Origin of the sequence: Blastomonas natatoria (assembly GCF_003201955.1) — a bacterium.
Classification (GTDB): domain Bacteria; phylum Pseudomonadota; class Alphaproteobacteria; order Sphingomonadales; family Sphingomonadaceae; genus Blastomonas; species Blastomonas natatoria.
Genome location: NZ_QJJM01000006.1, coordinates 1 through 13,446, shown reverse-complemented (window position 1 = coordinate 13,446; position 13,446 = coordinate 1). Strand labels below are relative to the sequence as shown.

Sequence of the window (13,446 nt, the reverse complement as noted above, 5' to 3'; positions counted from 1 at the left end):
ATATTGACATAGCCTATGCCAATATAACGGTGGAGGATGCCATGCAGATGATCGAACTGCTCGGGGCGCCGGGTTCGCCCTATACGCGCAAGATGCTGGCGTTGCTGCGCTATCGCTGCATCGCGCATCGCATGATCTGGGGCAGCCATATGCAGCCCCCCGCAGGTTATCCTGTCCCCAAGGTGAAGCTGCTGCCGACCTTCTATTTCGGGGAAGGTGAAAGCCGCGAGGCTTTGGTCGATTCCACGCCGATCATCCGGCGGCTTGAAGCAGAGCATGCTGGCCGCTCGGTGCTGCCCGAAGATGAGCTGCTCGGCTTTCTCGACCTGCTGATCGAGGATTTTGCCGACGAGTGGATGACCAAGATGATGTTCCACTATCGCTGGCATTATGCGGCAGATGCCGACAACGCCGCAGCGCTGATCGTGTTCTGGCAGAACCCGACCTATTCGGACGAGATGGGCAGGCAGATGGCAGACAGCTTTGCCCGCCGACAGATCGATCGGCTTTATGTCGTCGGTTCGAATGATTTAACCGCGCCCATCATCGAGGCAAGCTACGAGCGGCTGGTCGCAATTCTCGACCGGGTGATTGCCCGCACCGGCTTCGTGCTGGGCACCCGGCCATCGGCGGCAGATTTTGCAATCTATGGTCAGCTCACCCAGCTCGGCATCGTCGATCCGACGCCCGCCGCGATCATGGCCAGAACTGCTCCCCGCCTGCGTGCCTGGCTGGACAGGGTAGAAGATCTGTCCGGATTGCCTGATGGACAATGGCTCGAACACGGTGCCGTGGCCGATCATCTCGGCGCGCTGCTGGCTGAGATCGGCCGCACCTATGCACCTTTCCTGCTCGCCAATGCGCGCGCTGCTGCGGCGGAAGAGAGCGACTTCGAAACCGAAATCGATGGCAGGCGCTGGACCCAGCCTGTCTTTCCGTATCAGGCCAAATGCCTGGTCACGTTGCGGGCAGCGCGCGAAAGCCTCTCTGCGGCGGCCAAGGACAGACTTGACGCACTGGTTGCCGGAACGGGGTGCGAGGCGATGTTCGCACCCGAGTCAGTCGCATGATCCGCCGTATCCTGCTCGGCCTGCTGGTCGTCCTTGTCGCTGCAGGAACCTGGGCCTGGTTCAACAAGAGCACCGTTCTGCTCTTTGCCGCGTCGCACATGGGCAAGCACGAGATAGCGCCGCATCGCGATGTCGTCTGGCAGAAGGGCCCCGCCAGTCCTGCCGTGCCTGCAGACAAGCGGCCGCCGAACATCGTGTTCATCCTTGCGGACGACCTTGGCATCAACGACATCTCGACCTTCGGAGGAGGGGTGGCCGGCGGGAAAGTGCCCACGCCCAATATCGACCGGCTGGCAGCCGAAGGCGCCATCTATTCGCAGGCTTATGCCGGCACTGCGAGTTGCGCCCCATCGCGCGCGATGATCCTCACCGGACGATACCCCACCCGCACCGGCTTCGAATTTACCCCGACACCCGACGGCATGGGCCGTATCGTCAAGGCCTTGTCCGACGAAATGGATTCCGGCCTGCCTCCGGTAACCTATCTGGATGCCGCAGTGGAAGGCGCGCCCGATTTCGATGGTCAGGGCCTGCCAGGCAGCGAGCGGACAATTGCCGAGATACTGAAACCTGCCGGCTATCACAGCGTGCATATCGGCAAATGGCACCTCGGCGACGGACCCGAGTTCAGCGCCAATGCGCAGGGATTTGACGAAAGCCTGTTGATGGCAAGCGCCATGCACCTGCCCGAGGACGATCCGAACGTCGTCAATGCAAAGGTCGATTTCGACCCGATCGACAAGTTCCTCTGGGCGCGCATGCAGTTCGCCACCAGCTATAACGGCGGAAAATGGTTCAAACCAGGCGGCTATCTGGCCGACTACTGGACCGACGAGGCGATCAAGGTTATCGAAGCGAACCGCAATCGCCCGTTCTTCCTCTATCTCGCGCACTGGAACGTTCATACTCCACTCCAGGCGACCAGGGCCGATTACGACGCCGTGGGCGACATCAAGCCGCACCGGCTGCGCGTCTATGCCGCGATGGTCCGCGCGCTCGACCGTTCGGTAGGCCGCATCATGCAGTCTCTCAAGGATCAGGGTCTCGACGACAATACCATCATCGTGTTTTCCAGCGACAATGGCGGGGCCGGCTATATCGGCCTGCCACAGGTCAATGCTCCCTATCGCGGCTGGAAGCTCACGCTTTTCGAGGGCGGCATTCGCGTGCCGATGTTCGTGCGCTGGCCTGGCCGCGTGAAGCCGGGGACCCGGGTCGACACGCCCGTGGCGCATATCGATCTGATGCCTACCTTTGCGAGGGCGGGCGGTGCAAAGCTTCCGGCTGACCTGGAGATCGACGGGGTTGATCTGCTTGGCGACGACCCGGCAAACCCGGTCGGCCAGCGTCCCGATGACGCCATTTTCTGGCAGAGCGCTTATTATCGCGTGGTGCGTCAGGGCGACTGGAAACTTCAGGTGACCGAACGCCCGCGCAAGACCTGGCTGTTCAACCTCAAGGACGATCCGACCGAGCAGCGCGATCTGGCGGCCGCCAATCCGACCAAGGTCGCCGAGCTCAAGGCTCTGCTCGCCAGGCACCAGCAAGGCGCTCGCAAGCCGCTCTACCCGCACACGATCGAGGCGCCGGTCGCCATCGACAAGCCCCTTGGCGTGAAGTTCAGGAAGGGCGACGCGCTGATCTACTGGCCCAACTGATGGCGATGCGGCTGCCCGGGATCGAACCGGCTCAACCCTCTGCCTCATCGCGGTTCCTGGCGCTATGCGGCGTTCTGGCGGTTATCCCGGGCGTCATCCACGTGTTCCTGCCTGATGGCGGGGCGGGCGTGATTGCCGGCATCGATCTTTCTGGCGATGGCAGCCGGATCGTCTCCATATTTGCCTGGGCTGGGGCAACGCAGATCGCCTGGGGGCTGATGATGCTCGCAATCGGCCTGTTCCACCGGGCACTGGTGCCGCTGGCACTTGCGCTGCTGCTGCTTGAAAGAGTTCTGCACGTCTTGAGCTTCTGGGTCCTGAAACCCAGCGATCATCACCCGCCGGAAAGCTATGCGGTGCTGGTCGCCGTGCCGCTTATCGCTTGGTTCCTGGTGCTGGCGCTGCGCCGTCGCGAATGATCCGGAAGCCGATATGGTTGGATGAAAAGTCGCTTTCCTGAGGCTGGCGTGCTGCGGGCCGATAGCGCGCGCAGAAATTCGCTGCACAGAGCCAGCTTCCGCCCTTGATGATCATGCGTGCGTCATCCGCCGGGCTGTCGGTCCATTCCCAGACATTGCCGATCAGATCGTGCACGCCGTTGCGATCGGCGGAAAAACAGCCTGCGGGCGCCGTGCCCGAAAAGCCGTCCTTGCCCTCGTCCCGCACCGGAAAAACCCCTTGCCAGTGATTGGCGCGGGGTTGGCCCTGATCATCGACCGCACCCGAAAAGCGGTTGGCAGGGTCAGGCAGGCCGCTGCTGGCAGCATATTCCCATTCCTCTTCGCTGGGGAGGCGCCCTCCGGCCCAGCTGGCATAGGCGCGCGCATCGGCGAGCGTGACATGCACCACCGGATGCCGCCCCTTGCCCGCGATATTCGAACCTTTGCCTTCAGGGGCCCGCCATGTCGCCCCCTTGCGAAGCAGCCATCGTCCGTTCATGCCTCTGCCATCGCGCATGAACACCGCAGAGCCCGCTGCAGGATCATCGCTCGTCGCAGCTCTTTCGGCCTCGGTGACATAGCCGGTCGCCCTGACGAAGGCAGCGAACTGATCGTTCGTCACTTCATGCGCCTGAATCGCAAAGCCTTCGACTTGCAGTCGGACAGACGGCCGCTCTTCGGGATAAAGCCGGTCCGCGCCTTTCAGATAAGAGCCAGAAGGAAGGGCGACAAACCTGCCCTGCTCGATGGCGGCGGGGCATTCGCGGCTTGCGACTTGCTTCGGAGCGTTTTCCGGCACCGCTTGGGGGCCGCAGCCGGCAATGACGTAAACCAGGGCAATCCCGGGAAACCAGGATGCACGCGGCAAGGTCAGTCCACCAGCCGCGAAATGGTCAGCCGGACGACATCGGCCGCCTGCTGGGTCGTCAGGCCTTGATCCTGGCGCAACCGCCGCCAGGTCTGGAACCCTGCACACATTTCTATCGCCGAAAACAGCGTCGAATCCTTGCGAATCGCAGATGGGAGAAGGGACTCGAGGCCCGTCCGCTCCAGATGCACGAAACGCTCGTAATTCAGCATCAGATAGTCCGAGCTGAACCGGCGGATGCTGGCTGCGATCTTCAGCGGCATGACTCGTTCATAGATCATTGCGCGGCGTTCGATCATCTGGTCGAGCTGGGCCCGCCAGCCTTCGCCGGTAAACGGCTGCTGGATGATCGGCATGATCTCCGCCTCCATCCGTTCAGTCATCTCGCTGTAAAGGCTATCCATTTCTTCGAAATGGCGAAAGACGGTACGCGCGCTGACCCCCGCCTTTTCTGCTATTTCAGCAGCGCTGGGTTCCATTTTGCCGCCCATGATGATCTCGAGCATGGCATCGACAATGGCCTGGCGGCTGCGTTCGCTGCGTTGCTTGCGACCATCGGGATGGCGCGGGGAGGGGGTCTGGATCATGTAAATTCGCTTATCCCCAAGCTGGGCCTATGTCACCCCTTGTGACCAACCAGTGACATGATCTGCTGCATCCATGGCATGTTCGCTGCTTCGGGTGACAAAACCGTCTCGATGTTCAGCTGGCCATCAAGGCCCGCACTGCGATGGACGGCGATCTCGCGCCATTCATCGGACATGGACATGCGCACCATGTCGCCGCGCTTGGGATAGACCCCGATTGCAACTTCATCCCAAAGTTCGCCGACCTGACCGAGCGACAGGAACGTGACGTCTGCCGCGAACATCGCGACACCGCCGAATTTGGGCAGCAACTGCGATACCGCCCGCCCGTAGATCATATAGGCTTCGCGTCCCGTCAGATCGGTGGCACGACCGTCTTCATATTCGGCCTTTTCCTTGAACTTCAGCAGATTGATCATGAAGATCGGGCCGTCCGGCCCCGTCTGCATCAAGCCTGCAAGCGTATCCGGATTGGCTGGAAAAACTTCATTCAAGACGGTGAAGGGTTGTGGCACGATCCTGTCCTCTCGGCATGTTTCTGTCCGAAAGGCTATATATTGACACTATGAATGTCAATAAATCAGCCGTGCTCGCGCAGCACCTGCAGAAATGCCTCACCATAAGCTTCCAGCTTGCGCGTTCCGATGCCCGAAATGCGTGACAAGGCATCGAGGGTCCGGGGCATCCTTTCCGTCATCTCGCGCAGCGTGCTGTCATGGAAGATCACGTAAGGCGGTACGCCTGCCTCCATGGCCAGATCGCGTCGACACGCGCGCAAGGCCTCGAACAGCGGATTGCTGACCGGGTTGACGGCATCGCCTCCCCGCCGACTCCGACGCGCACGCTTGGGCGGCAGCACCAGTGGCAGTTGCACCTCGTCGCGCAGGATCGCACGGGCTTCCGGGCCAAGCATCAGCCCGCCATGCTCGTTGGTCGCCAGCGCATCGCGCACCTGCAGGGCACGCGCGACAGGCTTGAGCAGCACCGCCTCCTCGCCATCGACGATGCCGAATACGGACAGACGATCATGGCCTCGCTGCTGGACCTTGTCGGTGGACTGTCCGCGAAGCACCGCCTCGACATGTCCCAGCCCAAAGCTCTGGCCGGTCCGGTATACGGCAGACAGCAGCTTGCGCGCAGTCTGGGTCGCATCGACGCTGTCCGGCGGGCTTAGGCAATTGTCACAATTGCCGCATTGCTCCGGTGGCGATTCGCCGAAATGCCGTAACAGCACCGCACGGCGGCAGCCGCCGGTTTCGACCAGCGCACCCAGCGCCGCGATGCGTGCGCGCTCACCAGCCTGCCGCTCTGCCTCTATCTCGCCGATTCGCATGCGCGCGCGGGCGAAATCTTCAGCTCCCCAGAACAGGTGCGCCTCTGCGGGCTCCCCATCACGGCCCGCACGCCCGGATTCCTGGTAATAGCCCTCGATCGATTTCGGCAGCCCGGCATGCACGACGAACCGGACGTCTGGCTTGTCGATACCCATGCCGAAGGCCACGGTGGCCACCATCACCATGTCCTCGCTGGCGATGAAGGCATCCTGGTTGGCGCGGCGTTCCTCGGGCGGCATTCCGGCGTGATAGGCGCGGACCGGGCGACGGCCGTCGCGACCCAGCTGCTCGGCGAGCTTTTCGGTGGCAGCGCGGGTCTGCGCGTAGACGATGCCGGGCCCGGGGTTGGTAGCGACGAGATCACCGATCTGCCGCGTCAGACCGTCGCGCGGGTGCACGGCATAGCGGATATTGGGCCGATCGAACCCGGCGATCACCATGCCATCGGGCGCGATGCCAAGCTGTTTCAATATGTCCTCGCGCGTATGCGCGTCGGCAGTCGCGGTCAGCGCGAGGCGAGGGCAGTCGGGAAAGCTGTCGAGCAGAGGGCGCAACAGCCGGTAATCGGGACGGAAATCATGCCCCCATTCGGAAACGCAATGCGCCTCGTCGATCGCGAAGAGCGCAATCGGCGCGCGCGCCAGCAGGCTGCGAAAGCCATCCGAGCTCGCACGTTCCGGAGCGACGTAGAGCAGGTCGAGTTCGCCGGCGCGAAACCGGTCCTGCGTCTCCTGCCAATCGGTATCGACCGAGGTCAGGCTGGCCGCGCGAATCCCGAGCGCCTGCGCCGCGCGGAGCTGGTCGTGCATCAGGGCAATCAGCGGCGAGATGACAATGCAGCAGCCGTCGAGCGCGACAGCCGGCAGCTGATAGCACAGCGATTTTCCGGCGCCTGTCGGCATGATGGCCAGCGTGTTCTGCCGCGCGAGCACGCGCGTCACCACTTGCTGCTGGACTCCGCGAAAGGCGGGAAAGCCGAAGGTTTCGTGCAGGACGTCGAGGGGATCGCGGGTCATCCCCCCGCTCTTATGAGCGAGGATCAATGCAGGGAAGCGCAAATAATGGCCTGATGGCCAGATCAGGCGGCGTTGTCGATCCCGAGTTCCGTCAGCTTGCGATACAGCGTCGATCGACCGATCCCGAGCCGCCGGGCAACCTCGGTCATTCGCCCGCGATAGTGACCGATGGCAAGGCGGATGACGTCGGCTTCGATTTCCTCGAGCGGGCGCAGGTTGCCGTCCTCGGCATAAAGCGTGATGCCGATGCCATCATGCGGGCTTGATGTCCGGCGCGGCTCCTCTTCGCCCAGCATCGTGGTCAGCTGCGGAAATTCGGCGGTCGTCAGCGCATCGCCATCGCAGAAGATCGCGGCGCGAAAGAGCGCATTCTGGAGCTGACGAACGTTCCCGGGCCAGTCGAAGGACGAGAGCAGCGACAGCGCCTCGTCGGTAATGCCCAAACCGCGGAGCCCGGGCTGCTCTGCAATGCGCGCCAGGAAATGGCGGACCAGGGCAGGGATGTCGCTGGTACGGTCACGCAGCGCGGGAATGGTGATCTGCACAGGCGCGATCGCGTAATAGAGGTCCTCGCGGAATGTCCCCGCTTCCACCATGGGCTTGAGCGGCGCGTTGCTGGCGCAGATGAACCGGACATCGCAGCGGAAGCCATGGCGGGCGCCGAGCGGGCGGACCTCGCCCGAGCGGATCGCATCGGCAAGCTTGGCCTGCGATTCGAGGGGCAGCTGATCGACCTCGTCGATGAACAGCGTCCCGCCCTCGACCCGCTGTATGATGCCCACATGGCGATCGAAGGCACCGGGAAATGCTCCACGTTCATGGCCGAAAAGCTGCGATTCTATCTGTCCGCTGGAAGCCCCGGCGCAGGTCACGAGACGCAGCGCGAGCTTGGAGCGCGGGCTCGCGGCATGGATGGCACGCGCGATCATCTCCTTGCCCGTGCCGCTTTCGCCCTCGATCAGCACCGGGCTGTGCGTGCGCGCAGACTTGGCGGCGATGGCAAGCGCCGCGCGGAACCGCGGCGAAGAGCCGATCATCTCGTCGAAATCGAGCGGAGCTGCGATCTTTTCAGTCAGCGGTCGCAGTTCGTCCACATCGTCCTTGCGCGCGGCAGCGTTCAGGGCAGCGATCAGCCGGTCCGGCGCAATCGGCTTGATCAGGTAATCGGTCGCGCCGGCGCGCATGGCCTCCACCGCAAGCAGTGGCGAGGTGCTGGTCGTCAGCATCAGGATCGGCAGGGCAGGGCGGCGCGCCTTCAGTTCCTTGATCAGTTCGGCCGCCTCGTCGCCCGGCACCCACTGATCGAGAATGATCGCATCCAGCATCATCCCTTCCTGGGTACCCAGCATGGCAATCGCTGTTTCCGAATCATGGGCGAAGATCGTGCGCCATCCGGCCTTGGTCGCAAGCGCTGCGACCAGGCGGCATTGCGCCGGCTCGTTATCGATCAGCATTACCCGGCGGATCTGCTGGTCTGCGTCTGTGCGTTCCTTGGCCATCGCCCAGATGTTTAACGCCATGTGGTAAAAACCCCATTAAAGCTAAGCTTTGGTCCACCCTAGCGATTTGAAGCTTGCGGGATTGAGCGACACCCGGCATTCGGTTAAGGCGAACCGATATCAATTTCGGCATTAATCACCGGGGAAGGCTCTGACTATGGCCCAAGACACACCTAACAACATTGAATATGCCCGCCAGACCTATGAAGGCTTCATGGGCCTGCTGAAGACCGGCACGATCGTTGCGGCGCTGGTCACGGCGTTCGTCGTCGTCCTCATCGCCAGCTGACCGGCGGCGGCATGAAGATCGCGGTCCTCAAGGAGCAGGCATCGGGCGAACGGCGCGTTTCGGCGAGCCCTGAAACAGTCAAGAAGTTCATCGGATTGGGAGCGACCGTGGCGGTGGAAACCGGCGCCGGCGAATACGCGTCGATCTCCGATGCGGATTTTGCAGCTGCCGGCGCCAGCGTTGCCGGACGTGCCGATGTGCTGGCGGATGCCGACATCATTTTCGGTATCCAGGGGCCTGATCCTGCCAGCCTTGCCGGGGCCAAGCCCGGGGCCATGATCGCTGCCTCGCTCAATCCTTTTGGGGAGCGCGCGCGCATCGACGCCTACGCGGCGGCCGGCTTCCAGGCTCTGGCGCTCGAATTCATGCCGCGCATCACCCGGGCGCAGTCGATGGACATCCTGTCCTCGCAGTCGAACCTGGCGGGTTACAAGGCGGTCATCGATGGCGCTGCCGAATATGGCAAGGCCTTCCCGATGATGATGACCGCAGCGGGCACGGTGTCTGCTGCCAAGGTTTTCATCATGGGCGTCGGTGTTGCGGGCTTGCAGGCGATCGCAACGGCCCGGCGTCTAGGGGCGCAGGTGTCTGCGACCGACGTTCGCTCTGCCACCAAGGAACAGATCCAGTCGCTGGGCGCCAAGCCCATCTTCGTCGAGAATGTCGCCGGGATCGAAGGCGAGGGTGCGGGCGGCTATGCCACCGAAATGTCCGACGAATACAAGGCGGCGCAGGCCGAACTGGTCTCGTCGCATATTGCCAAGCAGGACATCGTGATCACCACCGCGCTGATCCCGGGCCGGCCCGCGCCGCGTCTGATTTCGGACGCGCAGATCGCCAGCATGAAGCCGGGCAGCGTGATCGTCGACCTCGCAGTCGAGCAGGGCGGCAATGTCGAGGGTGCGGTAGCAGGCGAGATCGTCGTCAAGCACGGCGTCAAGATCGTCGGCCACCGCAATGTGCCCTCGCGTCTGGCCACCGACGCCTCGGCGCTGTTCGCGCGCAACCTCTTCAACTTCTTTTCGGCCTTCTGGGACAAGGAAGCGAAAGCCCCCGTGTTCCCCGATGACGACGAGATCGTTCAGGGTGTCCGCGTGACCATGGGCGGCAAGGTCGTCAGTGAAAGGCTGCTGGCAGGCTGATGGCCTGACAATCGAACATCTGACCGGCATGGCCCGGACCCCTCCCGCAGCAAGGCAAAGCCGACCCTGCGGGACGAATGGAGAATGTGAAGATGGACTTCATCTCAATCCTCTCGATCTTCGTAATGGCCTGTTTCGTGGGCTATTATGTCGTCTGGTCGGTGACACCTGCACTGCACACGCCGCTGATGGCAGTGACCAATGCGATCTCGTCGGTGATCATCGTGGGCGCACTCGTGGCCAGCGCCGAGGCGATTTCTCCGGTCGCGAAATATCTGGGCCTGCTCGCAGTGGTGTTTGCGGCGGTCAATATCTTCGGCGGCTTTGCCGTCACCGAGCGCATGCTTGCGATGTACAAGAAGAAGGAGCGCAAGTGATGGCTCTGGGGGCAGCAATGAACATCAACCGTCCACTCGCTTTTGCCGCCGCAGCCTGCAGCGCGCTCACCTCTGTTCCGGCCTTTGCCTCGGGCGGCGATGCCGCTCCGGTAAGCCCCTGGGTGTCGCTGGCCTATCTGGTCGCGGGCGTGTTCTTCATCCTCGCGCTGCGCGGTCTTTCCAGTCCGGAAACAAGCCGCAGCGGCAACCGTTTCGGCATGATCGGCATGGCGATCGCGGTCATCACGACACTGCTGACGCATGAGATTGCCAACATTGCCGAGATCCTGATCGCCATCGCGATCGGCGGTGTCGCCGGCTTCGTCATCGCGCGCAAGATCAAGATGACCGACATGCCTCAGTTGGTGGCAGCCTTCCACTCGCTGGTCGGTCTCGCCGCCGTGCTGGTCGCGCTCGCTGCCTGGCTCAACCCCGAAGCCTTCGGCATTCTCGATGCCAATGGCCAGATCCTGGCCGTAAGCCGCGTCGAAATGGGGCTTGGCGTCGCGATCGGTGCGATCACCTTCTCCGGCTCGGTCATCGCGTTCCTCAAACTGAACGGCAACATGTCCGGCTCGCCGATCATGCTGCCGGGCCGTCATGTCATCAATCTGGGCGTGCTCGCCGCGATCCTCGGCATGATCGCGGTCTATACCGTGTCGCCCGATGGCGGCGCGGGCGAGGGCTGGCTGTTCCTGGCAATCACCGTGCTCTCGTTCATCATCGGCTTCCTGCTGATCATCCCGATCGGCGGCGCGGACATGCCGGTCGTCGTCTCGATGCTCAACAGCTATTCGGGCTGGGCAGCTGCGGCGATGGGCTTCACCCTGTCGAATACCGCGATGATCATCACGGGTGCGCTGGTCGGTTCCTCGGGCGCTATCCTCTCGTACATCATGTGCAAGGCGATGAACCGCAGCTTCATCTCGGTGATCGCTGGCGGCTTCGGTGCCGAGGCGAGCAGCGGCGGCGACGGCGCGGCCAAGGTCGATCGCCCATGGAAGCGCGGCAGCGCCGAAGATGCGGCGTACATGATGAAGCAGGCCGAAAGCGTGATCATCGTGCCTGGATACGGCATGGCGGTGGCCCAGGCGCAGCACGCTCTGCGCGAAATGGGCGACCTGCTCAAGAAGGAAGGCGTCAGCGTCAAATACGCCATCCATCCGGTGGCAGGCCGCATGCCGGGGCACATGAACGTGCTGCTCGCAGAAGCAAACGTGCCTTATGACGAGGTGTTCGAGCTAGAGGACATCAACAGCGAGTTTTCGCAGACCGACGTCGCCTTCATCATCGGCGCGAACGATGTGGTCAATCCGGCGGCGAAGACCGACAAGTCCTCGCCGATCTACGGCATGCCCGTGTTCGATGTCGACAAGGCCAAGACGGTTTTCTTCATCAAGCGATCGATGGGCGGCGTGGGCTATGCGGGCGTCGACAACGACGTGTTCTACATGGACCAGACGATGATGCTGCTCGCTGACGCCAAGAAGATGGTCGAGGATATCGTCAAGAATCTGGGGCACTGAGCCGCATGCGGAAAATCGGCCTGATCGGCGGGATGAGCTGGGTTTCGACCGAGACCTATTATCGGCTGATCAACAAGGGGGTGCAAAAGCGCGCCGGATCGCTGTGCAGCGGCCCGATCGTGATCGAGAGCCTCAACTTCTGCGATCTGGCACAAATCCGCACGCCCGAAGGCTGGGACCATGCGACCGAGAAGCTGACCGTGGCGGCGCGCTCGCTCGAAGCGGCGGGCGCGACCGCGATCCTGATCTGCGCCAATTCGATGCACAAGGTCTATGACCGGGTGCAGGGCGCGGTCAGTGTGCCGATCATCCATATCGCCGATTGCGTCGGCGAGAAGATGCAGGCCGATGGCATCAAGCGCGCTGCTATCATCGGCACGCGCAATGTGATGCTCGAAAGCTTCTACCGCCAGCGCCTCGTCAAGCACGGCATCGGCCTGCTCGCCCCCGAGATGGAGCGCGTCGAGGAGATCGACCGGATCATCTACGAGGAGCTTATGGAGGGCAGGGTCGTGCGCGAGTCCGAGCGCACCATGAAGACCTTCCTCACCAATATCGCCAAGGAAGACGTGCAGGCGGTGGTGCTGGGTTGCACCGAGCTCGAGATGATCGTCGATACCAAGGCGAATGTGCTGCCGATCTATGACGGCACCGAGATCCATGCCCGGGCCGCAGTCGACTGGATCATGGGCGAGGCTTGATCTTTTAACCCATGTGGGCGAGGGCGATCCTGTTTTCCGTCGAAAACCGGAATCCAGAGTCATCTGGCACAATCTGACCGCTGGGCTCCGGCTTTCGCCGGAGAACGGCTTGGCGCTATTGGAGTCTTCAGGTCACCATGCACCCCCGCGCGCCTTATGCCAGTGATCCGTCGCGTTCGCGCGGGCGCCAATATGCCGAGGGCGGCGAGCCGACGCGCGGACCGCGCAGTGCTTTTCAGCGCGACCGCGACCGGATCATTCATTCGATCAGCTTTCGCCGGCTGCGCCACAAGACCCAGGTATTCGTCGCGCCCGATGGTGACCATTATCGTGTCCGGCTGACGCACAGCATCGAGGTCGCGCAGATCGGGAGAACCATTGCCCGCGTGCTGGGTCTGGACGAAGACCTGACCGAAGCCTTGTGCCTGGCACATGACATCGGGCACCCGCCTTTCGGCCATGCCGGAGAGGACGCTCTTGAGGCGGCAATGGCCGGGCAGGGAGGGTTCGACCACAATGCCCATACCTTGCGCGCGCTGCATGTGCTCGATTCGCCCTATCCGCGCTGGCAGGGGCTGAACCTCAGCTGGGAAGTGCTTGAAGGCCTGGCCAAGCACAACGGTCCTGTTGCGCGCGCGACCTGGGCGCTTGATGGTATCAACGCCGGAATCGATCTGGATCTGGCGCGCTACTCGTCGCTGGAAGCCCAGGTGGCGGCGGTGGCTGACGACATTGCCTATGACAATCACGATATAGAGGTGGCCTGGCAAAACTGGACATCGGGATAAGTGGATTTTCTGCCTGACGGGGGCCATTGTGCGGCCTGACAGGAGACGAGATGAGCAGACGACCGCGCCGTAACCACAGTCCGGCATTCAAGGCGAAGGTGGCATTGGCTGCCGTGAGGGGCGAGAAGACGCTGGCCGAGTTGGCGCAGCT

At 62.7% G+C, this 13,446-nt stretch carries 13 protein-coding genes and 1 pseudogene; 9 read left to right on the top strand and 5 right to left on the bottom strand.

Going from position 1 to position 13,446, the window contains the following annotated elements; translation table 11 throughout:
* Positions 1-41 precede the first annotated feature (41 nt).
* The 3 genes from C7451_RS08510 to C7451_RS08500 are packed head-to-tail and all read left to right on the top strand — an operon-like array spanning position 42 to position 3,147.
* Positions 42-1,070 (top strand): glutathione S-transferase C-terminal domain-containing protein, encoded by a 1,029-nt coding sequence (locus tag C7451_RS08510; protein ID WP_110298770.1) that lies wholly within the window; start codon positions 42-44, stop codon positions 1,068-1,070.
* Positions 1,067-2,728, top strand: coding sequence for a sulfatase (locus tag C7451_RS08505; protein ID WP_208625169.1), 1,662 nt, complete (start codon positions 1,067-1,069; stop codon positions 2,726-2,728). Before C7451_RS08510 ends, C7451_RS08505 begins: the two co-directional genes overlap by 4 nt.
* Positions 2,728-3,147: a hypothetical protein gene (locus C7451_RS08500; RefSeq protein WP_110298551.1), complete on the top strand. Its 420-nt coding sequence runs from the start codon at positions 2,728-2,730 to the stop codon at positions 3,145-3,147. The genes C7451_RS08505 and C7451_RS08500 overlap by 1 nt, the downstream gene beginning before the upstream one ends.
* Here C7451_RS08500 and C7451_RS08495 read toward each other — a convergent pair.
* The 5 genes from C7451_RS08495 to C7451_RS08475 all read right to left on the bottom strand — a co-directional run bounded on the left by C7451_RS08495 (position 3,104) and on the right by C7451_RS08475 (position 8,493).
* A complete protein-coding gene (locus tag C7451_RS08495) occupies positions 3,104-4,036 on the bottom strand; it encodes an SUMF1/EgtB/PvdO family nonheme iron enzyme (protein WP_167398484.1) in 933 nt (310 codons plus the stop codon). The two genes, C7451_RS08500 and C7451_RS08495, sit on opposite strands and share 44 nt — an antisense overlap.
* A 2-nt stretch (positions 4,037-4,038) precedes the next feature.
* A complete protein-coding gene (locus C7451_RS08490; protein WP_244181747.1) occupies positions 4,039-4,623 on the bottom strand; it encodes a TetR/AcrR family transcriptional regulator in 585 nt (194 codons plus the stop codon).
* A 32-nt stretch (positions 4,624-4,655) separates the two neighbouring features.
* The gene (locus C7451_RS08485; protein WP_110298550.1) at positions 4,656-5,138 is read right to left on the bottom strand and encodes a DUF1330 domain-containing protein; all 483 of its coding nucleotides are present in this window, start codon (positions 5,136-5,138) and stop codon (positions 4,656-4,658) included.
* 65 nt (positions 5,139-5,203) lie between these two features.
* The gene (recQ, locus tag C7451_RS08480) at positions 5,204-6,973 is read right to left on the bottom strand and encodes a DNA helicase RecQ (RefSeq protein ID WP_110298549.1); all 1,770 of its coding nucleotides are present in this window, start codon (positions 6,971-6,973) and stop codon (positions 5,204-5,206) included.
* 62 nt (positions 6,974-7,035) lie between these two features.
* On the bottom strand, positions 7,036-8,493 hold the full coding sequence (locus C7451_RS08475; protein ID WP_244181746.1) for a sigma-54-dependent transcriptional regulator: 1,458 nt from the start codon (positions 8,491-8,493) through the stop codon (positions 7,036-7,038).
* Positions 8,494-8,629: 136 nt separating this feature from the next.
* On the opposite strand from C7451_RS08475, the gene C7451_RS08470 reads away from it, so the two are divergent.
* The 6 genes and pseudogenes from C7451_RS08470 to dgt all read left to right on the top strand — a co-directional run.
* Positions 8,630-8,761: an aa3-type cytochrome c oxidase subunit IV gene (locus tag C7451_RS08470; RefSeq protein WP_110298548.1), complete on the top strand. Its 132-nt coding sequence runs from the start codon at positions 8,630-8,632 to the stop codon at positions 8,759-8,761.
* Positions 8,762-8,772: 11 nt separating this feature from the next.
* On the top strand, positions 8,773-9,903 hold the full coding sequence (locus C7451_RS08465) for an NAD(P) transhydrogenase subunit alpha (RefSeq protein ID WP_110298547.1): 1,131 nt from the start codon (positions 8,773-8,775) through the stop codon (positions 9,901-9,903).
* Between the two features lie 92 nt (positions 9,904-9,995).
* Positions 9,996-10,280: an NAD(P) transhydrogenase subunit alpha part 2 gene (locus tag C7451_RS08460; RefSeq protein ID WP_110298765.1), complete on the top strand. Its 285-nt coding sequence runs from the start codon at positions 9,996-9,998 to the stop codon at positions 10,278-10,280.
* Positions 10,280-11,806, top strand: a complete 1,527-nt coding sequence (locus C7451_RS08455; protein ID WP_425266471.1) for an NAD(P)(+) transhydrogenase (Re/Si-specific) subunit beta — start codon at positions 10,280-10,282, stop codon at positions 11,804-11,806. The genes C7451_RS08460 and C7451_RS08455 overlap by 1 nt, the downstream gene beginning before the upstream one ends.
* Before the next feature lie 5 nt (positions 11,807-11,811).
* On the top strand, positions 11,812-12,507 hold the full coding sequence (locus C7451_RS08450) for an aspartate/glutamate racemase family protein (protein ID WP_110298546.1): 696 nt from the start codon (positions 11,812-11,814) through the stop codon (positions 12,505-12,507).
* A gap of 137 nt (positions 12,508-12,644) precedes the next feature.
* Positions 12,645-13,265 (top strand): annotated as a pseudogene (dgt, locus tag C7451_RS08445) (dGTP triphosphohydrolase); the annotation flags it as partial.
* Between the last annotated feature and the right edge of the window lie 181 nt (positions 13,266-13,446).